Consider the following 22914-nt stretch of genomic DNA (forward strand, 5'->3'; position numbering starts at 1 on the left):
GGTGGCCTGGCGAGGCTGCCAGCGACGATCGTGACAAGGGGCTTGCCAGAGATGGATCAGACGGAAGTGACGCGCCGGATTCGATTTCGCGCCAGCTTGCTTAAGATCGGCACCCAGGGGCTGATCGGCGTGGCCCGCGATCGAGCTACCGCCTACCGGTACGCCCTGACCGGACGCGAGACCGCCCCGCTGACCGACTTCGACCCGTTCGCACCCGAGACGATGCGCGACCCCTACCCCGGATACCGCGCGCTGCTATCCGGGTCGAAGGTGTGGTACAGCCGCAAGCGCGGCATTTGGATCATTCCGGGCTACGACGAGGTCAAACAGGCTCTGCGAGACAACGATGCGTTGTCCTCGGCAGAGAGCCAGGCCCGCTTCCGGGTCCGACTGAAGACGATGAACGCCACCGACCCGCCGGAGCACACTCGACTGCGCCATTCGGTGTCTCGGGCCTTCACCCCCCGAGCGATGAAGTCGTGGGAATTTCACGTCAACCGGGCTGCCGACGAGCTGGTCAACGCGATGATCCGCCGCCAGCGGGTCGAGATCGTGGCTGACCTGGCCAAACCGCTCCCGAACCGGTTGATCACGATGATGCTGGCGATACCGGAGGAAGACCGCCAACAGTTCCTGGATTGGGCAGACACCATCAACGAGGCCGCGTTCGCGCCGCTGACTCCGCACGGCATCGCCATGAACATGCGCTCCAGCCAGGCGGTCATCGCGATGTACCGCCACCTCGCCCCGATGATCAAGGCACGTCGGTCCGCACCGGGTGACGACCTGATCTCCATGCTGGCGGCTCCCGCAGGGGAAAGCACGCTCTCCGATGACGAGGTGTTCTGGACCACGTCGATGCTCGTTGGAGCCGGCAGCGAGACCACAACAAACCTGATATCCGGCCTGTTCTTAACCCTGGCACAGCGTCCGGACGTCTACTCACGGCTACGCGAGAACCCAGAGCTGATCCGCCCGGCGATCGACGAACAGCTGCGGTTGGTCTCCCCTGTTCAGGGGTTCTACCGCACCGCGACCCGCGATTATCCGGTCGGCGAGCACACCATCCCGGCCGGTGCGCGGGTACTGGTGCTGTACGCGGCCGCCAACCGCGATCCACGTCACTACCCGGATCCGGATGATTTCGACCTTGACCGCAATCCGACCGACCACCTCGCGTTCGGCAGCGGTGCGCACTACTGCTTAGGCACCCACCTGACCCGGATGGAGGTCAGCCGCGTGCTGACGCAGCTAATCCAGCGCGTCAAGGCGATCCGGCTGGACGGGGAGTACCGCTACATGGTCAATGCGACGATGCGCGGGCTGGAGCACCTGCCAATTGAATTGGTGCTCGTCGAAGAGGATCCGGACCTGCGGGTGGCGCACTTCGGGGCCATCGGCGCCAGATGAACGCCCAGCCGGTCACGTTGGTCACCGGCGCGATGAGCTGGATCGCGGTCGGCCGCAATCCGATCTGTTTGGGGCCAATGTATTTGCGGCACTGAGCTTGTCGCAGGCATTGCAGCGGTGCCGCTCGTCTAGCCCGGCGGAGAAGCTGGCGCAGTTGGCGATGGCGATGCTCAAAAAGTTGGTGGCCAGTGCGGCGGTCTGGTGCGAGTCGATCGACCAGCCGACGACCCGCCGGGAGGACGTATTGAGCACTACCGCGTAATGCGCCTTGTCCTCGTGGGCGCGGTGTTCGGTGGGCACCTCCCTGCGCGACGTGTTTGCGGAATGTCGTTGACTCACAAGTGATTCGGGCCATCTTGGGTGAAGCCGTGTGCACGGTATGCCCGGCGCGGAAATGGTCGGTCGGCCGCCCCATGACGCATTGCCTGCGCGGACGGCGGTTGGTGTCGCTATGGGTGGTAGTCGGCTCGTGTCGATGAGTTCGTGAGTTCTTGTTTTCGCCAGCTGTAGATCTGGCGGAAGTCCTCGGGACAACGCTGGGGCACGGACAACGGATCCTTCGGTGGGCGGACGTCGTGGCCCGAAGGCAAGCAAACCGACTCCTGCCACCCAGGGCACATCAGAACTACATAAGTCGCACTTCGGTAACTCTTCGGGTAGTTTTCACCCCAGTCACCACAACTCTGTGATTTCTGGGAGGAACACGCATGTCTGCTGCTGCACGACGACGTGAGCAAGTCAGATTGGGCATTGCGATGGCCGCGTCCGGTCTCGTCGCCGCTACGCCACTGCTAACTCCCGCGCCGTGGGTGGTGGAGTCCTCCGCCGTGCAGCGAGCCGCGAACCTGATGAGCGGCGAGTCGCTGCTCAACGTACCGCTGAATCTGTTCCAGCAGTTGGTCAACATTCCTGCCAACGAGTTCGCTGGAATGCAGGTACTGGGTAACTCGTTGATTTCGAGCGGTCCTTGGTTCGGCGCCAGCGCCACCAACATCTGGGGTGAGGACCCGGGCGACCCGTTGCACTTCATGGGCATCATCGACATGCTGTTTCCGTTCAGGACGATTTCCGGGATCGGCGATGCGGCACCGGGGGTCGGCAACAACGGCCTGCCGTTCGACCCGAGTGGTGCTCTGGGTCTGCATCCGGGTGACCCCGGCTATGTGAGGCCGTTTGACCCCAACGAGGCCGCACTGGGCCACTTGGGTCTCGGGCAGCAGATCACGTTGTGGATGAATGCCGAGCTTCCGGTGAACGCCTCCAGCGATGCGGACTGGAGCGCGCCGGGGATTCCGTCGACTCCGATCACCGGAGTCAGCGGGATCGACATGTTCATCTGGTTCATCGCGATGATGACGGGTCTCCAGAAATTCCCGCTGATCGAAAACTGGTCGAAGGTGCCGCTGAGCGACCTTCTGAACGGCTACACATTCCCGCACATCACCAGCGACAACTATGATCCGGATCCGGTGCATGGCACCATCACCGGCCCGGGCGCTGGCATGATCGATCCCTCGCAGGGCGTTGGGGTCAACGGTGAGGTGCCGGACAACCCGCTCTGGGGCACCGTCGGCACTCACCCGTTGCTCGATCACGACGGTAACCCGGTGCTCAATGCCAACGGCAACGGCGTCAACCTGATGCCCTGGGAGGGCCTGACCTGGAAGATGGATCTGGCCTACCCGTTCCAGCAGTTCTGGAACGAACTGCAGCAGACTCCGGAGAGCATGCAGTCCTACCTGAACGGGTTCGATCTGCCGACCTTGGAGGAGATGGCCCGCTCCGTGCAAACCCTGCTGGCCGGTCTGCTGATCGGCTTCGACCCGTTGGTGCCCGGCAGCGTGGTCTGCCTGGGGCAGTGCGAGATTCCGGTCTGGCTGCAGCTGCCGTCACTGGTGAAGGGCCTGGATGCGCTGTGGCCGGGCAATGCCTCGATCGAGGAGTGGCTCAGGCTGGCGGCCATCGAAGCCAAGGTGGACAGCGGGACCCCGGGAGGCTGGGGGTCGGTCAACGCACCCACCAACCACCAGATCGAGTACACCGAGGTCCTTCGGCAGCTGTTCAACTTCGGCAACCCGTCACCGGCGAATCCGCCCGGCTCGCTCGATACCCCGATCTCGACGCCGATCTCCGATGAGATGCAGTGGCTTATCAACCTGATGAAAGATCTCGGGGTGCAGGACTTCGTCCACAAGGTGGCAGATTTCCTGGGGTATGAGCCCATTTACACCGGCGATGGCGCTGCGCCGGCGGACGCGTCTGTGCCGGAGTACGACACGTTGCTTGGTCACTGGGGGCTCGACGGTCTGTTCGGCCTCTCCGCCTAGGGCCAGCGGTCACTCCCAGGTTTGACGGGTTTTCCTGCACATCGTTCCCCACCCCGTGGCCGTCACTCCACGAGACGGTCAACATACGACGACGGGTTCGGGGGCCGGGCGATGCGGTTTGTCACCGACCATATGCGGGAGTACCGGTGGATCAACCAGACTGCTCCACTCGGCTCGACTGAGCCGAGGATCCGTCGCGGTGGTCAAAATTCGGACCCCGACGCGGGGGCCGTTTTCACCCGTCGTCGACAATGACGATCGCGTCGTCTGGATCGATACCAGATACAACCGCCGGCGTCGCCAACGAGTCCTCGGCAGGCTCACGCCCGTCGAGTTTGACGTGACTTACGCGGCCGCAGAAGCGGCCTGGTCACCCCGCACCCCAACGTCAACCAGGAGTGGGGGCAGTCGCGCTGTACACTGCGGCGTGTGTCATTACCCGTTCCCCATCCAGATGCGCGCGCAGTAGTCACCGGCGCGTCCCACGGCATCGGCGAGGCATTGGCTTCAGAGCTGGCGGCCCGTGGTCACAATCTGATCATCACTAGCCGGCGCGAAGAGCTACTCAACGACCTGGCCGGCCGGCTGACGGACCGGCACAATGTCACGGTCGAGGTCCGACCCGCCGACCTCGCCGACGCAGCCCAGCGAGCCGAACTGCGAGACGAGCTGGCGACCCGCAATATCTCGGTTCTGTGCGCCAACGCCGGTGCCGCAACAATCGGGCCGGTCGCGCAGCTCGACGCGGCAGGGGAGCGTGCGCTGGTGCAGCTCAATGCCGCGGGCGTGCACGACCTGGTGTTGGCGGTGCTGCCCGGCATGCTTGAGCGGAGATCCGGCGGCATCCTGATGTCCGGTTCGACCGCGGGCAACGCGCCGATTCCCAACAACGCCACCTATGCCGCCACGAAAGCTTTCGTCAACAGCTTCAGCGAATCACTGCACCACGAGGTGCGCGGATCGGGCGTGCACGTCACACTGCTGGCGCCCGGTCCCGTGCGGACCTTCACGGTGGAGTCGGTGGATGAAGCGACCAGCAGCAGGCTGGTCCCGGATTATCTCTGGGTCTCGGGTGAACATGCGGCGAAGGCTGCATTGGATGGCCTGGCGCGCAACAAGACCCGGGTCGTTCCGGGCGGTCCGGCGAAGATCATGTCACTCACCAACCAGTACGCGCCGCGCCGCATTAGCGTGCCGATCATCGGCCGTGTCTACGGGCAGCTCGCCGGACTATGAGGGCGCGAGGTTTCGCCGGGAAAGTTGCGGTCGTCACCGGGGCCGGTTCGGGGATCGGCCGGGCTCTGGCCATGGAGCTGGCCCACGCCGAGGCCAGGGTTGCGATCAGCGACGTGAACGCCGACGGGCTCGCCGAAACCCAACGGCAGCTGACCGCCGTCGGCGCCGAAGTGCTCTCTGACTCGCTCGACGTAGCCGACCGGGATGCATTTCTTGACTACGCCGATAGGGTCGCGGAGCACTTCGGGAGCGTCAACCAGATCTACAACAACGCCGGCATTGCGTTCTTCGGCGACGTCGAGATCACCAGGTTCGATGAGTTCGAGCGGGTGATGAACATCGACTTCTGGGGCGTGGTTAACGGAACGAAGGCATTCTTGCCGCACCTGATCGCTTCTGGCGACGGCCACGTGGTGAACGTCTCGAGCGCATTCGGGTTGTTCGCGCTGCCCGGTCAGGCCGCGTACAACTCCGCGAAGTTCGCCGTGCGTGGGTTCACCGAAGCATTGCGTCAGGAGATGGTTCTGGCTAAGCGCCCGGTGAAAGTCACTGCGGTATATCCGGGCGGCACCAAGACCTCGTTCATCGACAGCATGGGGGTTGCCGAACACCTCGGCGAGGTCGATCTGGTGAGCAGGTATGACAAACGCGCCTGGACGACCTCACCGGAGCGTGCCGCGCAGGTCATCCTGCGTGCGGTCCGTCGCGACCAACCTCGGATCCTGATCGGTCCCGATACCAAGATCCTCGATCTGCTGGTACGTCTCACCGGGTCCGCCTACCAGCGTGTCGTCCCGCCAATGGCAGCGCGGTTCGTTCCTCCTCCGGCGTACTGATACGTCGACATGCCTGGTGCTCGATGGAGGGCTGGCCATACGGAACCCTGGGTGGGTGAAGGACGAGGGGAGGGGTGTGGTGCTTGAGGTAATCGACAAGGGCAGCGTCAGCGACGCACATCCCGTTCCGCTGCTGTTCGTCCACGGCGCCTGGCATGCGGCTTGGTGCTGGGACGAGAACTTCCTCGGCTACTTCGCCGATCTGGGTTACCGTGCTCTGGCGCTCAGCTTTCGGGGCCATGGTGGCAGTGCCACCAATAAGTCTCTGCGAACGTGCAGCGTCGCGGATTATGTCGCGGACATCCGATCGGTTGCCGAAACCCTGCCGGCGCAACCGGTGGTGATCGGGCATTCGATGGGCGGACTGATCGTGCAGAAGTACCTCGAGAATCGGCCGTCACCGGCGGGAGTCCTGATGTCGTCGATTCCCCCGCAGGGGAATTTCGGGTCGAATCTGCGCTGGCTGCGTAACCACCCGTGGGATGCGATGAAGATGGTGATCACCGGAAGGTCGCTGCCCTACATCAATACGCCCGCGTTGGCCCGAGAGAAATTCTTCTCCGTGGAGACTCCTGAGGAGCGGGTAGTGCAATGCGCAGCGCGACTACAAGAGGACAGCGCCCGGGTCAGCATCGACTGCCTACTGCTGAACTTGCCGCACCCGGACCGGGTGACGACGCCGCTACTGGTGCTGGGAGCAGACCTGGACGGCACGCATACCCACAAGGAGGTCGAGGCGACGGCGCGCGCCTACCGCACCGAGGCGGAGTTCTTCCCCGACATGGGACACAACATGATGCTCGAGCCGGGCTGGGAGGCCGTGGCCGAACGAATCCATGGCTGGCTCGGCGACCGCGGCCTGTAGCGCCGGCTAGCAGCCCTCCGGCTAACAGGCTGACCGGAGCCATGCCGGGTCAGGGGTCCGCAGCGACTCAGTCACGCAGTCCAAGCATGAGGATTCGCTCCCACATCCGGTCGGTCAGCAGTGCCCGCAGAAGCAGGGTGGCTTTCCCCGAAGCTCCAATGGTGTAGCGGGGTTTGGGGTTTTTGGCCTCGACCACCCGTACCACGGCGCGTGCGACGGTCTCGGGTGTGATCATGACGCGGGGCGTTCCGCTGAGCCGGCGGGTGCTCTCGGCGTAGCGGCGTTTGAACCCGCCGTAGGGATCGTCATCGTCGTAAGTCGGGTGCGCGTCTAGTTGGGTGGTCACGAACGGCGTCCGTACCCCGGTCGGGTCGAGCAACACCACCCGTACACCGAATGGAGCTACCTCGGCCCGAAGCGCCAACGACAACGCCTCCATGCCGTACTTGACTATGTGATATCCGCCGGCCCCCGGGCCGACGAAACGTCCCGCGGTGCTGCCGATATTGACAATCGTGCCGGTCCCGCGCTCACGCATTCCAGGCAGTACGAGCTGTGACAAATGAAGGGCAGCAACCAAATTCGTTTCAAATAGGCTGCGCAGGTCACTCAGCGTCAGTTGTTCGAGCGGACCGGTCAACGGGAAGCCCGCACAGTTGATCAGCAAGTCCACGCCACCGTGAGAGGTCTGGATTTCCTGAACAAGCCGATCCACTGCCGCCTCGTCAGTGACATCGAGGGAGCGGGCCGCCAACCCGCGCGACTGCAGGCGTTGCAGTGCTTCCGGATTGCGGCCAACCGCGAAGACGCGGTAGTTGGCGGCATGCAGCCGCTCGGCTATGGCCTCACCGATCCCGCTCGTCGCCCCGGTGACCAGTGCGACCGGTTCGGCGTTCAGCATCGGGTGTTGGGTGACCGCGGGTCGCTTACCGCGGCCTGCTCCGGGGATCCGACAGTTCGGTGGATGTCAGTCCTTGACGAGGTCGAAGATGCGGTAGGTCATCTCCCCGCGGTCCAAGTCGCGGAAGAACAGCGACCCCTCGACTACGGCGAACTCCCGGCCGAACCGGCGCAGGAAGAACGGCAGCCGCTCGTTGATCAGCTCGTTGGAGCGCGGTGAATTCGCCGCCAAGCCGCGGACGACCTCCCTGCTGATATCGCGTTCGTTGACCAGGCGCAACGGCGGCGTGGCCAAGGTCTGCTGCCAGGACTCGATCTCCGCGCGGGTCCGGAAGTCGGTGTGCAGGAAATGGCCGCCCGGGCGCAGCACCCGCCCGACCTCGCGGACGAACTGCGCGAAGTCCGGGTAGATGTGGGAGGCCTCGACGTTGACCACTGCGTCGAAGGATTCGTCTGGGAACGGCAGGTTCAGCGCGTCGCCCTGCACGAAGTCCAGACCCGGCACCTGGTGACGCCGCTGGCAGAACGCCACCCCGTCGGGGTTGAAGTCGAGACCGGTGTACGAGGCTGGTTTGAGGGTGCGGGCCAGGAAGGAAGCACCGCCACCGTGGCCGGAGCTGACCTCAAGCACCTTCTTTCCGGCAAGGTCGATCTGCGTCGCGGTCTGGTGGTAGAGCTGGATCGAGTACCGGTTGGGCTCGTCGGCCTCATCCAGTTTCAGCCCCAGCGGCGGATCCTGCTCGTAACCCCAGTTGAGGAAGACGACGTCGTCGTGCCCCATCCGCTTGGTCATGTACGGGTACCAGTATTTGAAGACCTTCTTATAGAGCGGCATCGCCGAGATGCGGTAAACCAGGTCGGCGCCGACTTTTTCCAAGGTCTCAGATGGGGAACGCACCATACCGAAAGTATGGCACAAGCTCAGTGGTGGCTCGAGTCGCCGGTGGTGGAGGTCGGCACGGCAGTGCGCTGCGGCTCGCTACGGTAGCGCGAGGGTGGCCCGCCGATGTTGCAGAGCCGCCACATCATCTTTCCGGTGACAGTCATCAGGCCGATGTCGTGGCAGAGCATCCGGATGTCGGCGAAGGTGTTGCGCAGTTCCTGACGGGACTGGGGTGTGCCGGCCCGCAGCTGTTTGCGAACCGACCGCGGTATCTGGAACTGCCGACAGAATCGGCGCGGCGGCACCACTAGGGGCTGGGCGAGCACTCTCATGACGACCGGTACATAGCAGGACATCCACACTCGGTTCATCCAGCGTGTGTTCGGGACGCGTCTACGTAAGTAGGCATCCGCGAACGAAATGTGGCGGGCTTCCTCGGCGACGTGGATGGCCATGATCTTCTCTACGAGCGGATGTGTTGACCCCGGGTTGCGCAATGCTCTGGTCTGGATCACATCGATGGGCACCTCGCCTGCCAGGACGCCGAAGAAGAACACGTTGGGGAAGGGCCCGGCATACAGCGGCATCAGCGGCGAAAGCCAGCGCATCCAGTTCGGCATGCCCGGCACGTTGAAGCCGATGCGGTTCACCAGCTCCTGGAACATCAGGACGTGGCTGCACTCTTCGATGGTCTCGTGCATGCAGTAGCGGTGTTCGGGGGAGTCGTTGGGCATACGAGACGCGTACTGAACCAGGCCGCGGATCAGCATGCTCTCGAACTGCGTGGCGATCTTGGCGGTGTTGGCCTGCTGCCACATTCCCATCGCGATCTGCCTGTCGAGGGGTTGGCGGCTGTACCAGGATGTGCGCGCGAGCGGGCCCTCAGTCAGTACCCACCGCGGGTCATCTGGTGTGACGGCATGCTCGGCGGCGTCCCAGTCCACGTCGGCGAAGGGATCGAACCGATGCCGCAGCGAACTGGCGGAAAGGTTGGCCAGCAGGGCTGCATAATCAGCGTTGTCGCTGCTTGCGGTGGCGCGCGGCTGCCGCCGGCTGGCTCGCGAAGTGATGGTCAGTGCCAGTCCGGCGGTGAATATGGCTCCGAGCAACACGCTGACGAGCATCTCCACCGACATACCAAGCATCGCGTCGTCCCCGATAGTCAATCCAAAATGGATGATTTTGGTCTGTTAGCAGACTAGATAGCATCATATCTCCAAATTGGCGCACTCGTCGCACGCTGCGGCGTCGCCCCGGTGATGGTTGCCATTTCGCCTGCCTGGGCACGGGCGAAGACCGGGGCTGACCTCCGCAAACGGTGAAAAATCTGGGCGTTGCGGTAGCGTGTTGTCCTTATGGGGACCCACCAGTACGACGCCATCATCGTGGGCGCGGGCTTCGGCGGTATTGGCGCAGCGATCCAACTCGGCCGGCTGGGCTACGACAAGATCGTGATCCTCGATCGCTTGGACGGTCTTGGCGGAACGTGGCGGGTGAACCACTACCCGGGTCTGTCCGTCGACCAGCCCTCGACTACCTATTCCTACTGGTTTGAACCGAACCCCTACTGGTCTCGGCTCTTCGCCCCCGGCAACGAGGTCCAGGCTTACGCCGAGCATGTCGCGGACAAATACGACGTGCGCCGCCACATGCGCTTCAACGCATCCGTCGACGGCGCCCAGTGGGACGAAGACGCGAAGGTCTGGCGGGTTGCGTTAGCCGGTGGCGAGACGCTGACCTCGCAATTCCTGATCGTGGCCACCGGCTTCCTGTGCCAGCCGAAGATCCCGGACATCCCCGGCATCGATACATTCGCCGGTCACGTCGTACACACCGCAGCCTGGGATCACGAGTACTCGATGGCCGGGCGCCGCGCGGCGGTCATCGGAACCGGATCCACCGGCATCCAGGTGATCCCCGAGCTGGCCAAAGAAGTCGCCGACCTGACGGTGTATCAGCGCACCCCGATCCTGGTGACCCCCAAGTCCGACGTGGTGTTCCCGCCGGTAGCCCAGCGGATGTTTGCCCGGCTGCCGTTCACCCAGCGCATCGTGCGGTGGCTCACCGACAACACCACGGACTTCATGATGGTCCTGACCATGTGGCGCTACCGGCGTTTCAAGTTCCTGAACAAGGCGATGGCGGCTCAATCCGCGCTGCACCGCCGCCGGGCGGTGCGGGATCGTGAACTGGCCGACAAGATGCGGCCCGATTTCGACTTCGGCTGCAAGCGCCCGTCGATCTCCAACGACTACTACCCGACCTTCGCCAAACCGAACGTGCACTTGGTGACCGAGGGGATCGAGCGGATCGAGCCGGACGGCATCGTGGCGCGGGACGGCACCAAGCGAGAGATCGACACCCTGGTGTTGGCGACGGGTTACGACGTGTGGGAGGGCAACCTGCCGGCGATCGAGGTGATCGGTCGCGGTGGTCGCAACCTGGGGAAGTGGTGGCGGGAAACTCGTTTCCAGGCCTACCAGGGCATGACCGCCCCCGCGTTCCCGAACTTCATCAATATGGCCAGCCCGTTTTCCTGGGTCGGGTTGTCCTGGTTCAACACGGTGGAATACCAGATGCGCCACATGAACCGGCTCTTTGGTGAACTTCAGCGGCGCGGAGCCCACACGTTCGAGGTCACCGAGGAGGCCAATACGCGCTTCTATGAGCGTATGACCAAGCTGCTCGACGATTCGGTTTTTCACCTCGGCAACTGCGCCACCTCGAATTCCTACTGGTTCAACCATCAGACCGGGGAGGCGCCGCTTTTCCGGCCCACCTCGGTTCGCAGCGCCGTCAACGAGCAGGACAGCTTCCCGCTGACCGACTACGCGATCACGTGAGCACTGTTGCCGTTGGCCCGCGCGGTAGCGGGGTTCGTGCATCTACCCCCCAGCAAGCGGAGACTGATTCTGCGCGCCTCATGATTTACTCATTAGTGCAGTTCGTGCGCTCACCGAATCGTTGGCGTGCCGGGGGGAACGGGTGAGGGAAATCCTGGTTGTCAGACTTTTCGGGCGGGTGTGGATACCGCTGGTCATTCTGCTGGTGATCGGAGCCGGAGCCGTCATCGTCTCGCGAGTTCACGGGATCTTCGGCTCGGAGCGGCGCCCGGTCTACACCGACAGTCACGTCGCCGGTACCAACTCATATACCCCCAAGCAGGTGGTGTACGAGGTCTTCGGTCCGCCCGGCGCAGTGGCTGACATTAGCTATTTCAATGCCGATATCCAGCCGCAGCAAGTGAATGCAGCTCTTTTGCCGTGGTCGTTGACGTTGTCGATCAATGCGCCTGCCGTCATAGCAAATGTTGTGGCGCAGGGCGACAGCTCCAGTCTGGGATGCCGCATCATGGTGGACGGTGAAGTCAAGGCCGAGCGGGTGTCGCGCGAAGTGAATGCCTATACGCATTGCGAGGTACGGGGCGCATGAGCGCCCGCCGCCCCGGCCGCCCGGCCTTCGCCGCAGTCGTCCACAAGTTCGCCATCCCGGTAATTCTTGCCTGGTTGGGAATCTCCCTGCTGGTCAGCCTCGGCGTTCCGCCGCTCGAACAGGTCGCCAAGGACCGCGCCGTATCGCTGAGCGCCCAGGATGCACCGTCGTTGAAGGCGATGGCGCGCATTGGCGAGCTGTTCCAGGAATCCGATACCGACAGCATCACGATGATCGTGCTGGAAAGCGAGCAGCCCCTTGGCGAGGCCGCTCACCGCTACTACGACGAACTCATCGGTCAATTGAACGCCGATTCGGCGCACGTGCAGCATGTGCAGGATTTCTGGGGTGACCCGTTGACCGCGCCCGGGGTCCAGAGTGCAGATGGCAAGGCCGTCTACGTCCAACTGAATCTCGTCGGAAACATGGGTGAGGCGAAGGCGAACGAGTCCGTTGATGCGGTCCGGGAAATTGTGAACCGCATCCCCGCGCCGCCTGGGGTCAGCGTCTATGTCACCGGTCCGACGCCGCTGAGCGCAGACATGATGCAGGTCGGTGACCGCGCCATCATGAAGATCACGCTGGCAACAGTCGTGGTGATAGCGATCATGCTGCTGCTGGTGTACCGCTCGATTGCGACGGTGGCGCTTGTGCTCGTGATGATCGGGGTGGAACTGACGGCGGTGCGAGGCATCGTCGCCTTCCTCAGTGATACCGGCGTTATCAGAATCTCGACGTTCGCGATCAGCATCCTGGTCTGCTTGGCGATCGCGGCGGGCACCGACTACGTCATCTTTTTCATCGGTCGATACCACGAGGCGCGCCATGCCGGCGAAGACCGGACGTCGGCCTACTACACCGCGTATCGCGGTGTGGCACATGTGATTCTGGCTTCGGGCTTGACCGTCGCGGGGGCGACGTATTGCCTCAGCTTCACCCGCCTCCCAATCTTTCAAACCATGGGTGCCCCGTGCGCGGTAGGAATGCTGGTCGCGGTTGCGGTCGCACTTACGTTGGTGCCGGCCGTTCTCGCGGTGGCCGGCCGGTTCGGCTTGCTTGAGCCCAAGCGCACCATGTCGACTCGCGGTTGGCGGCGGGTGGGAACGGCGGTCGTACGCTGGCCCGCGCCCATCTTCCTGGCTTCCTGTGCAGTGGCGTTGGTGGGTTTGTTGGCGCTGACGGGATTCCAGGTCAACTACGATGACCGTCCGTACATGCCCCGTGACACGCCGGCCAATGTCGGTTGGGCGGCAGCGGAGCGCCATTTTTCCGAAGCGCGATTGCGGCCCGACGTATTGGTGATCGAGTCCGATCACGACCTGCGCAATTCAGCGGATTTCTTGGTACTGAACAGACTGGCCAAGGCGATCTTCCGGGTCGAAGGTGTCGCACTGGTCCAAGGCGTTACCCGGCCGGAGGGCGCGCCACTGGAACATACTTCCGTGCCGTTTCTGCTCAGCCTGCAGAGTGCCGGTCAGTTACAGAATATTAAGTTCGTTAAGGACCGGATCGCCGATATGCATGCGCAGGCCGACGACCTGTCCGGCACGATCGCCTCACTGGAGCGTGCCTATGCATTGATGCAGGAGTTTAGGGACACAACGCACCACATTGTCGGGGTTAGCAAGGAAACGATAGAGATCACCCGGGAAATACGCGACGACATTGCGAATTTCGATGATTTCTTCAGGACATTCCGCAATTATTTCTATTGGGAGCCGCACTGCGCCAATATTCCGGTATGTGCGGCGATGCGGTCAGCTTATGACGCCTCGGATGGTATCGACAGAGTCAGCGAAAAACTGGATGAGTTGACGCCAGATCTGGACAATTTCGACACGGTGATGCCCCAGGTGCTCGCGCTGGTACCGCCACAGATCGCCACCATAAAAAGTGTGCAGAATATGCTCTTGACCGCCAACAGCACTATGACGGGCATCATCGAGCAAATGGAGCAGCTGGGCACGGATGCATCGGCGATGGGGCAAGATTTCGACGCTGCCCAAAACGATGACTCCTTCTACTTACCCCGCAGTGTGTTCGGCAACCCCGATTTCCAGCGTGTGATGAAGCTGTTCTTGTCACCCGACGGCAAGGCGGCGCGCTTCATCATCACGCACCGGGGCAACCCGAGCACCGAAGCCGGTATCGCGCGGATCGATCCGATCAAGACGGCGGCCGAGGAGGCGCTCAAGGGCACCCCGCTGGCTACCGCCAAGATTTATGTCGCCGGCAACGCGGCGGTCTTGAAGGACCTCAAAGAAGGATCGGCCTACGACCTGCTCATCGCGGGCACGGCGTCGCTGTGCATCATCTTCATCATCATGCTGATTCTCACCCGCAGCCTGATTGCGGCGCTGGTGATCGTGGGCACTGTGGTCGGCTCGTTGGGCGCCTCGTTCGGGCTGTCGGTGCTGGTCTGGCAGTACCTGCTGGGCTTGAACCTGCACTGGATGGTGCCGCTGATGGCGATCATCATTTTGTTAGCGGTGGGTGCCGACTACAACTTATTGCTGGTCGCGAGGTTCAAGGAGGAAATCGCGGGCGGCCTCAAGACCGGCATCATCCGCGGCATGGGCGGCACCGGCAAAATTGTTTCGACTGCAGGCCTGGTCTTCGCGTTCACGATGGCGGCGATGATCGTCAGCGACCTGCGGGTGGTCGGGCAGGTTGGTACCACGATAGGTCTCGGACTGCTGTTCGACACCCTGGTCGTGCGTTCGTTCATGACCCCGTCGGCGGCCGCGCTGCTGGGCCGCTGGTTCTGGTGGCCCCAGCAGGTACCTAACCGCAGCCGTGCATCTCAGGGCCACCGGTCGCTCCCAAGCGTGAGTCGATCGGCCGATGAACATATGTCGTTGAGTTGATCTCGTCGATTGCGCGTAGCCGACACTGAACGCGTCCGATTGTCTGCGTGCGAAATTCATCGGCGCAGATCAAAAAATGTTTATTCTTCTATCGACACCTCGCCCCAAGCAGTTCAGTTGGTGGATCGAGCCTAAATCGGGTCGTATCGATATGTGTTCGATTCCAGTGGGAGAGCGGTCAGCGCTAACGCTGGTTTTGATGGCTTGACAAACGCCTGATATCTTCACGGCGTGAAAAATGCACTCATGAAGAGCGTGGCAGCAACGGTCGCTGCCATCACTACGCTGTCCATGACGTCTGCTGTCACTTCGGCCGCTGATGTTGTTCAGCGCCTGGACGTTTCACTCATGGCCACAGGTGGCGTCTGGGACATCGGTGGCCTCAATAACCTGCCCGCCGGGCAGAGCGTGGCGCTGGTTCTCGGTTCCAGTGGAATTCCTACTCCGTCCGAAACCTACGTCGAGACCGCGTTCAACACGTATCTGGCTCCCAGCGGGCGGTTCGGCGGAGACTTGAGCCACGTGTACGCCTTGACCACTCCGGAGCTTGGCTACGACACCAGCCATGTCCTCCCGCAGGATCAGGCTGACATCATGGCGGCGCTGGTTCCCTTGCTGCACAGCGGTCACGACGTCACGTTGTTCGGGTATTCGCAATCGGCGGCGGCCATCAACGGGGCACTCAATGAGCTGTACGACACCTACGGTGATGACGTCACCGGGCGCGTCAACTTCGTGCTGGTCGGCAACGGTGGTTCACCGGACGGCATTATGAACATGATCTACGCGTCGCTGCCGTCGTGGGCGCAGGACATCCTGCGATCCACCGCGGCTCAGCTCAATCTCGACGGTGGTGTATTGAACTTTGGGGAGAATGAGCCTTCGCGCTACGTCACTCCCGAGCACTTCCACGGCAGCGTGTTCACTCTTCAAGGTTTCGGAGGGATGTCGGTTCCCGACGGCTACGCAAGCTGGAGTCCCACCAGTTTTGCTGACGGCTCATGGTTCCTGCAGCTCCTGGGACTGGTCACCAGTCATGAGCTGTACATGGGAGTGTCACCCGATGACATCTACTCTGCATTGGCGGGCGTCGACCCCACTGACACGGTCCACTACCTCGACTTGAACCCGTCCGAGGGCTTCTTGACTCTGCTTACTGCAGCGGGAATCAACGTCGGATGGATTCCCGAATCTCTCGGAGATCCGCTGGTGGACTTCTTCTCCAGCCTCGGTATCTAAGTTCAGCTCGGGCATCGCAGGTAGACGGTCACTGGCGCCGTCTTGCTCGCGAACGCGATTTCGCGGATGCCTTGACCACTCGGCTGTCGACGCGGTTCCTGTCGGCTTCCCATGCCGACTCTGGTCAACTCCCTGCACCGTGGGCTAGATTTAGCCAAGTTCCGATTGTAGAAAGTGGTCGCGGGTTCCGGCACGGCTTCAGCTGGTGAGTCTGCGCCGATAAAGGAGTCGGTAGATGAGCATCGCGGACCGGACCGTAGCGGCCACCCGGGGAGGGGCGCTGACAGTAGGTGCAGGCACGCTGGGCCCGGTGTCTCGACTGTTCACCGGCGCTGAGATCAGCGTCGATGCGACGCTGGTCTGAGGGGAGCGCCATACATGTCCGGTGAAGCCCTTTCGGTTGCCTTGGAACGTGAGCATCTGCAGATCGACGCCGGAATCAGAGCCTTCCTGGCGGGCCTCGAGGGCGACCGCGTCGACGCCGCCGGCCTGAGCGCGACACTGGCGGTGCTGCGACGCCATATCTATCTGGAGGAACAGCTGCTGTTCCCGCCGATCAGCAGCGGCGCCCACATTATGGCGGTGTTCGGGATGATCCGCGGCCACGGCCAGATCTGGCGCACCATGAACGCACTCGACGACATGGCCGGCGCAGGAGCTGACCACGACAGGTTGCGGTGGACCTGTCGACAATTGCTGGCTCTGCTGGCCGACCACAACAAGGTGGAGGAGCCGGTGATCTACCCGGCCGTCGACACCGGACTGGCACCCGAGCAGGCCGCGGAAGTGGCCGAATTCCTGGCAGCCGGCCAGATGCCCGAGGGGTGGACCTGCGCACGGGGAGCGGTCTGAGCGGTCAGGCTTCGCCGGCGATGAGCGCCGACAGGCCGGCGTGATAGGCGGCCAGGCTGTGCCGCCAGCCGATGTCGACGGCACCGCCGCTGTCCACGGCGATCTGGGCGCCCACATGCACATACGGCGCGGGCGGCACCAAGGGGACGATGTCGAGGAAATTCACTACGCGATAACAGCATTCGATGGCAGCGTCGAACGCGGCCTTGAAGTCGGCCACGCCGACGCGTGGGCCGGCGAATGTGGTCAGCCGCGGTTCGATGGTGTTCGGGGGCATCGCTTGGGCGACATCCGGTGCGGCCAGCACGGCCAAGGCGGCCCCGAGGCTGTGCCCGGTGATGAGGATCTGACTGCACCCGCTGGTCGCCGCGGGCAGGTTGGCGGCGATGGAGGTACGGACGCAGCCGTAGATGTCCTGGAAGCCGGCGTGCACCTGGCCGAACCGCATGAACCCCGCCACCGGTGTGTAGGGCGCCGGGAGGAAGTCGAGATCGGCGATCCAGTCCGCTACATCGGAGCTGCCACGAAATGCGATGAACGCGGTGCCGCTGGCGGTGTGATGGCCCATCAACCCAAAGATGTTGGTGTCCTTGGCCATCGCTGTCGCCGGATGCTGCTCGGGCAGCGCCGCCAAGTGTGCCTGGTCGGCCTTGATCAGGGCGGTCTGGCGCCAACCCGGCGGCAGCGTGGGCGCAGCGCCGGACATCACGGTGTAGGCCGCCGATGCCAGCGGCAGCACCACGTCGCGGGCGTACGACGGGCTGAATGCCACGCTGAACAGTCTAGGAGGCTCAAAGGTGCCAACGCGTTGGCAACTTTGAGACTCAATGTTGTCAGCATGTTGGCAACGTTTAGACTCCTCTCCATCGGCACTGAACCGGCAATCACCGGGGAGCCTTCGGAAGAACAGCCGCACCGCCTAGCAGCCGGCTCAGTAGAACCGAACGGGACGGCCCGTCACAGCCCTACATGAGCGGTCGCGCCCTAGGACGGGAGTGCGGCAAGCGGGGTGGTACCGCGGCGCTCGCGCAACCGCGCGGCGTCGTCCCCGGGCCGGGCCCTTGGGAGACGACACACCGTGAGCGAACGCAGCTATCCGAAGCCGGCCTCCGGCGCCCCCGACTTTCCGGCGGCTGAAGCCGCCGTCCTGGACTACTGGGCCGCCGACGACACCTTCCGGGCCAGCATCGCCCGCCGCGACGGTGCGCAAGAATACGTGTTCTACGACGGGCCGCCGTTCGCCAACGGTCTGCCGCACTACGGGCATCTGCTGACTGGCTACGTCAAGGACATCGTGCCGCGCTACCGCACCATGCGCGGCTACAAGGTGGAGCGCCGGTTCGGTTGGGACACCCACGGGCTGCCGGCCGAGCTGGAGGTGGAGCGCCAGCTCGGCATCACCGACAAGTCACAGATCGATGCCATGGGCATCGCCGCGTTCAACCAGGCATGCCGGGATTCGGTGCTGCGCTACACCTCCGAATGGCAGGCCTACGTCACCCGCCAGGCCCGCTGGGTGGACTTCGACAACGACTACAAGACCCTCGACCTGCCGTTCATGGAGTCGGTGCTGTGGGCGTTCAAGCAGCTCTGGGACAAGGGCCTGGCCTACGAGGGCTATCGGGTGCTGCCCTACTGCTGGCGCGACGAGACGCCGCTGTCCAACCACGAGCTGCGGATGGACGACGACGTCTACAAGAGCCGCCAAGACCCGGCGTTGACCGTCGGGTTCCGGATCGTCAGCGGGGGTCCGGCCGGCGAACTCGAGGGCGCTCACCTGTTGGTGTGGACCACCACCCCGTGGACATTGCCGTCCAACCAGGCGGTGGCGGTCAACCCGGATGTGACCTATGTGCTGGTCGCAGCGGGGGAGCGGCGATACCTGTTGGCGCAGGCACGGCTGGGCGCCTACGCGCGCGAGCTCGGCCTGGGTGAGGGCGAACAGGCGCAGGTGCTGGGCAGCTACCGCGGGTCGGAGCTGCTCGATATGCGCTACGCACCGCCGTTCCCGTATTTCATGGATTCGGCGAATGCCTTTCGGGTGCTGGCCGCCGACTTCGTCTCCACCGAGGACGGCACCGGCATCGTGCACCTGGCGCCCGCCTACGGCGAGGACGACAAGAACACCACTGACCCGGCCGGAATCATCCCGGTCACGCCGGTGGATGCCAAGGGCCGCTTCGATGTCACCGTGCCGGACTATGTCGGCCAGCATGTTTTCGATGCGAACAAGGCGATCATCGCCGACCTCAAGAACGGCACCGGGCCGGCCGCGGCCAACGGCGCGGTGCTGGTACGCCATGAGACCTACGAGCACCCGTACCCGCACTGCTGGCGCTGCCGTAACCCGCTGATCTACAAGGCGGTGTCGTCGTGGTTCGTCCGGGTCACGCAGTTCCGGGACCGGATGGTTGAACTCAACGAGCAGATCACCTGGTACCCCGAGCACATCAAGGACGGGATCTTCGGCAACTGGCTGCGTGGCGCACGCGATTGGTCGATCTCCCGAAACCGCTACTGGGGCACCCCTATTCCGGTTTGGAAGTCCGACGATCCGGCCTATCCACGGATCGATGTTTACGGCAGCCTGGATGAGCTGGAGCGCGACTTCGGGGTGCGGCCGGACAATCTGCATCGCCCCTACATCGACGAGCTGACCCGGCCCAACCCCGACGATCCGACCGGCCGTTCGACGATGCGGCGCATCCCCGATGTGCTGGACGTGTGGTTCGACTCGGGCTCGATGCCGTATGCCCAGGTGCATTATCCGTTCGAGAACCAGGACTGGTTTTTGGGCGGGGCGGCGGGAGACGCCGAGCCCCACTACCCGGGCGATTTCATCGTCGAGTACATCGGGCAGACCCGCGGCTGGTTCTACATGATGCATGTCCTGGCTACTGCACTGTTTGACCGTCCGGCGTTCAAAACCTGTGTGGCGCACGGCATTGTGCTGGGCAGCGACGGGCAGAAGATGAGCAAGTCATTGCGCAACTACCCGGACGTGAGCGAGGTGTTCGATCGCGACGGCTCCGACGCCATGCGCTGGTTCCTGATGGCCTCGCCGATCCTGCGCGGCGGGAACCTGATCGTCACCGAGGCGGGCATCCGCGAGGGCGTACGCCAGGTGATGCTGCCGCTGACCAACGCCTACACCTTCCTGACGCTGTATGCCCCGAAACCCGGTGTCTGGCGCACGGATTCGCAGCATGTGCTGGACCGCTACATCCTGGCCAAGTTGGCGTCGCTGTGCGAGGTCCTGACGCAGGCCCTGGATGTGTGCGACATCTCCGGGGCGTGTGAGCAACTGCGACAGTTCACCGAGGCGCTGACCAACTGGTACGTCCGGCGGTCCCGGCAGCGGTTCTGGGACGAGGACGCCGACGCGATCGACACCCTGCACACCGTGCTGGAGATCACCGCGCGACTGGCCGCGCCGCTGCTGCCGCTGACCACCGAGGTGATCTGGCGCGGTGTCACCGGGGAACGCTCGGTGCACCTGACCGACTGGCCGCAGGTTGCCGATCTGCCCGCGGATGCTGCGCTGGTGGCGGCGATGGATCAGGTTCGCGAGGTCTGCTCGGCGGCGTCCTCGGTGCGTAAGGCGCACCAGTTGCGGGTCCGGTTGCCGCTGCCGAAGCTCACGGTGGCCGTCGACGATCCGCAGCGGCTGGCACCGTTCACCGATTTGATCGCCGACGAGCTCAACGTCAAGGCCGTCGAGCTGACCGACGACATCGCCCGCTACGGCCGGTTCGATCTGGCGGTCAACGCGAAGGTGGCCGGTCCCCGCCTGGGTAAGGATGTACAGGCCGCGATCAAAGCGGTCAAGGCCGGCGGCGCCGTGGTCAACCCGGACGGGACCCTGAGCGCGGGTCCGGTGGTGCTGCTGGAGAGCGAGTACACCGCCAAACTGGTCGCCGCCGACCCCGAATACACCGTGGCGCTGCCCGAAGGCGCCGGCTTGGTGGTGCTCGACAGCGCGGTTACCCCCGAACTGGAAGCCGAGGGCTGGGCCAAGGACCGGATCCGGGAACTGCAGGAGCTGCGTAAGAACAGCGGCCTTGACGTCTCCGACCGGATCAGCGTGGTGATCGCGGTGCCCGAGCAGCGGCGGCCATGGGCGCAGAATCACGCCGAGTTGATCGCCGGAGAAATCTTGGCGACCAGTTTCGAATTCGGCGACCCGGCCAATCCCGTGGAAATCGGGGACGGTGTGCGGGTGTCCATCGCCAAGGCCTGAGGGTTCAGTCGCCAAAATTGCGATCGCGGCCAGGTCCGACTTTCTCGCGCCGAGATTCTTATGGTCGGAGCCGGCCGGTGGACGGGGCCTGCGCCGTTCACTGTTGGCAGCTCAAACACGGCATTAGCCTCGATTTTGCATGGAAAATGGGTTCGGGCTCGGTCTGATGGCGAATTGGCTGATTGGTAATGATTTTCGGGTGGTGGCGTGGCGGAGCTGTCCCGTGTCGCCGGGTGGGGCGGGCTTTCCCAGGGCCGGTGGGCCTTTCAACGTTGGTCGGTCGGATGGGCCGCGGTGTTATCGGAAGGCGCTGCGGATGGTCTGCCAGGCGGCGGCTATCGCCGATGCCCACCGCCAGGTGACATCCAGGCGTAGCCGCAGTTGACGGGCACTGCGGGTGACGCGGGCCGCGACGTGCAGGACCCGGTAGCGGAAGGTGGCGATCTCAGCGCGGGCCAGTGCCGGGTGGCTACCGAATCCGATGAGTCGGGTCCAGGTGACCAGGTCGGCGCCGGCCAGAATGACTTCGAGCCAGGCAGCGTTGGCCCAGAAGGAATGACACGGCAGGTTACGCAGACCGGTGGCCTTCAGTTCGCGGATACGGTCCTCGACGCGGGCGTGCTGACGGTGCCGTAACTCCAGGCCCGCTACCTGCCCGGCGATGATTCCGGGTGGTGTGTCGGTGATGAACGCGGTGATCCGCATCCCGTCGGCGTCGGTGAACCGCAACTGCGCGCCGGGGTGGGGGCGTTCTCTGCGCAGGATCAACCGGGTCCCGGCCGGCCAGGAGGCCAGGTTGACCAGGGTGGTGGCCTCGGCGACCCAGGCGCCGTCGCGGATACCGCCGTCGGTGTCGATCGCCGGGTACCAGGCATCAGCGAGGGTGAGACTGTCCACGGCGTCCTGCACGCGGGCGTCGACAGGGTAGCCGAAGGAGAACCCGACCCCGGCGATGCGGCAGGCATCGGCGAATCGGTGGGTGGCCCCGGCGGTGTCGCAGCGCACCACCACCCGGGGCTTATCGGGATCATCGGGGTGGTCTGGGTCGGGCCGCCACGCCGGGGGCAGGGCGGCCAGTGCCTGTCCCAGAACGATGACGTGGTCACTGGCAGTGTTGGAGCCGGCGTTACCGTTGCGCAGCAACCCGGCCAGAGCCTCGCCACCGGCGATCTCGGGGCGGTCCAGGAACGCTAGCAGCGGATGAAGACCGAACGTCTTCTTCCAGGTCGGGGCGGCGCCGGTCTTGTTGTCGGAGTGATCGATGACCAGGGTGGCGTCGATGTCGATGTGCAGCCAGCCCTCACCAGCGGGGGACGCTCCGGCTTCCCAGGCCGCGGCCCGCGCGGCGGCCCGCGCGGCCCGTACCCCGGGTAGGTGTGCGGCGTCGATGCGCTCATCGACCAGCCGCCACATCGTGGTCGTCGAGGCCTTCGCACCCAGGACGTGCTCGCGATCCCCGCACAGTTGCGCGACCCCGTCGATGCAACTCGTCCCGTCGGCGACCGCGGCGGCCAGATCAGCGAACACCTCCCCGGGCGCGTACACCCACGGGCCCCGGTAGGTATCCGCCAGCGCGGCCGTGACCTGCGTCGATAACCCGGTCCGGTCGGCCAGTTCGCGCAGCATGCCCATCCCGGCATGCGACACCACACCTTGGCCGTCAGCAGACACTTTCACCCGCCCTGCCACCGCGATATTCTTCACCTGCGAGGTGCCTTCCACTTGGAACGATTGAACCGTCGACAAGTCCAATTATTCCTTGCAGGACAGGCACTTTCGCTCATCTACACACCTTCACAAGGCGCATTTCGCGAAAAATCTGGGCTA

Annotated in this window: 18 protein-coding genes; 12 read left to right on the forward strand and 6 right to left on the reverse strand. The window is 64.0% G+C overall.

Translation table 11 applies throughout. The features are described 5' to 3' along the window. Window positions 1–51: 51 nt before the first annotated feature. Complete coding sequence (locus tag BN4346_RS37055) at window positions 52–1410, forward strand: cytochrome P450 (protein ID WP_067973266.1); 1359 nt, start codon at window positions 52–54, stop codon at window positions 1408–1410. Between the two features lie 21 nt (window positions 1411–1431). On the opposite strand, the gene BN4346_RS47725 is transcribed toward BN4346_RS37055, so the two are convergent. Then, a complete protein-coding gene (locus BN4346_RS47725; protein WP_154677601.1) occupies window positions 1432–1710 on the reverse strand; it encodes a hypothetical protein in 279 nt (92 codons plus the stop codon). A 407-nt stretch (window positions 1711–2117) separates the two neighbouring features. Here BN4346_RS47725 and BN4346_RS37060 point away from each other — a divergent pair, with 407 nt between their 5' ends. The 4 genes from BN4346_RS37060 to BN4346_RS37075 all read left to right on the forward strand — a co-directional run bounded on the left by BN4346_RS37060 (window position 2118) and on the right by BN4346_RS37075 (window position 6674). Further along, a complete protein-coding gene (locus tag BN4346_RS37060; protein ID WP_154677602.1) occupies window positions 2118–3737 on the forward strand; it encodes a hypothetical protein in 1620 nt (539 codons plus the stop codon). 429 nt (window positions 3738–4166) lie between these two features. Beyond that, entirely contained in the window at window positions 4167–4973 is an 807-nt protein-coding gene (gene cmrA / locus BN4346_RS37065) for a mycolate reductase (protein ID WP_067973271.1), read from the forward strand. Then, window positions 4970–5809 (forward strand): SDR family NAD(P)-dependent oxidoreductase, encoded by an 840-nt coding sequence (locus BN4346_RS37070; RefSeq protein WP_067973274.1) that lies wholly within the window; start codon window positions 4970–4972, stop codon window positions 5807–5809. Before cmrA ends, BN4346_RS37070 begins: the two co-directional genes overlap by 4 nt. A 79-nt stretch (window positions 5810–5888) precedes the next feature. Further along, window positions 5889–6674 (forward strand): alpha/beta hydrolase, encoded by a 786-nt coding sequence (locus tag BN4346_RS37075; RefSeq protein ID WP_067973306.1) that lies wholly within the window; start codon window positions 5889–5891, stop codon window positions 6672–6674. A 67-nt stretch (window positions 6675–6741) separates the two neighbouring features. On the opposite strand, the gene BN4346_RS37080 is transcribed toward BN4346_RS37075, so the two are convergent. From BN4346_RS37080 to BN4346_RS37090, 3 genes are all read right to left on the reverse strand, one after another. After that, on the reverse strand, window positions 6742–7575 hold the full coding sequence (locus BN4346_RS37080; RefSeq protein WP_235653642.1) for an SDR family oxidoreductase: 834 nt from the start codon (window positions 7573–7575) through the stop codon (window positions 6742–6744). Between the two features lie 66 nt (window positions 7576–7641). Beyond that, the gene (locus BN4346_RS37085; RefSeq protein WP_067973312.1) at window positions 7642–8409 is read right to left on the reverse strand and encodes a phthiotriol/phenolphthiotriol dimycocerosates methyltransferase; all 768 of its coding nucleotides are present in this window, start codon (window positions 8407–8409) and stop codon (window positions 7642–7644) included. A gap of 86 nt (window positions 8410–8495) precedes the next feature. Then, entirely contained in the window at window positions 8496–9602 is a 1107-nt protein-coding gene (locus tag BN4346_RS37090; protein WP_327344522.1) for an AurF N-oxygenase family protein, read from the reverse strand. A 210-nt stretch (window positions 9603–9812) separates the two neighbouring features. Between BN4346_RS37090 and BN4346_RS37095 the strand changes: the two genes are divergently transcribed. The 6 genes from BN4346_RS37095 to BN4346_RS37115 all read left to right on the forward strand — a co-directional run bounded on the left by BN4346_RS37095 (window position 9813) and on the right by BN4346_RS37115 (window position 16847). Further along, window positions 9813–11300, forward strand: coding sequence for a flavin-containing monooxygenase (locus BN4346_RS37095; protein WP_067973276.1), 1488 nt, complete (start codon window positions 9813–9815; stop codon window positions 11298–11300). A gap of 151 nt (window positions 11301–11451) precedes the next feature. Then, window positions 11452–11889 (forward strand): MmpS family transport accessory protein, encoded by a 438-nt coding sequence (locus BN4346_RS37100; protein ID WP_167666248.1) that lies wholly within the window; start codon window positions 11452–11454, stop codon window positions 11887–11889. Continuing rightward, on the forward strand, window positions 11886–14756 hold the full coding sequence (locus tag BN4346_RS37105) for an MMPL/RND family transporter (protein ID WP_067973282.1): 2871 nt from the start codon (window positions 11886–11888) through the stop codon (window positions 14754–14756). Before BN4346_RS37100 ends, BN4346_RS37105 begins: the two co-directional genes overlap by 4 nt. A 348-nt stretch (window positions 14757–15104) precedes the next feature. After that, complete coding sequence (locus BN4346_RS37110) at window positions 15105–15995, forward strand: PE-PPE domain-containing protein (protein ID WP_067973291.1); 891 nt, start codon at window positions 15105–15107, stop codon at window positions 15993–15995. A gap of 235 nt (window positions 15996–16230) precedes the next feature. Beyond that, complete coding sequence (locus BN4346_RS49515; RefSeq protein ID WP_268811483.1) at window positions 16231–16359, forward strand: hypothetical protein; 129 nt, start codon at window positions 16231–16233, stop codon at window positions 16357–16359. A 14-nt stretch (window positions 16360–16373) separates the two neighbouring features. Then, window positions 16374–16847, forward strand: a complete 474-nt coding sequence (locus tag BN4346_RS37115; protein WP_067973293.1) for a hemerythrin domain-containing protein — start codon at window positions 16374–16376, stop codon at window positions 16845–16847. A gap of 4 nt (window positions 16848–16851) precedes the next feature. Here the strand turns inward: BN4346_RS37115 and BN4346_RS37120 are convergent, their stop codons facing one another. Beyond that, window positions 16852–17619 carry a lipase family protein gene (locus BN4346_RS37120; RefSeq protein ID WP_067973296.1) on the reverse strand — a complete coding sequence of 256 codons (768 nt, stop codon included), beginning with the start codon at window positions 17617–17619 and terminating at the stop codon, window positions 16852–16854. Window positions 17620–17925: 306 nt separating this feature from the next. Here BN4346_RS37120 and ileS point away from each other — a divergent pair, with 306 nt between their 5' ends. Continuing rightward, a complete protein-coding gene (gene ileS / locus BN4346_RS37125; RefSeq protein ID WP_067973298.1) occupies window positions 17926–21087 on the forward strand; it encodes an isoleucine--tRNA ligase in 3162 nt (1053 codons plus the stop codon). A 297-nt stretch (window positions 21088–21384) separates the two neighbouring features. Here the strand turns inward: ileS and BN4346_RS37130 are convergent, their stop codons facing one another. Then, a complete protein-coding gene (locus tag BN4346_RS37130) occupies window positions 21385–22791 on the reverse strand; it encodes an IS1380 family transposase (protein ID WP_067973314.1) in 1407 nt (468 codons plus the stop codon). Between the last annotated feature and the right edge of the window lie 123 nt (window positions 22792–22914).

It is taken from the genome of Mycolicibacter icosiumassiliensis, assembly GCF_900078685.2.
GTDB classification, from domain to species: domain Bacteria; phylum Actinomycetota; class Actinomycetes; order Mycobacteriales; family Mycobacteriaceae; genus Mycobacterium; species Mycobacterium icosiumassiliensis.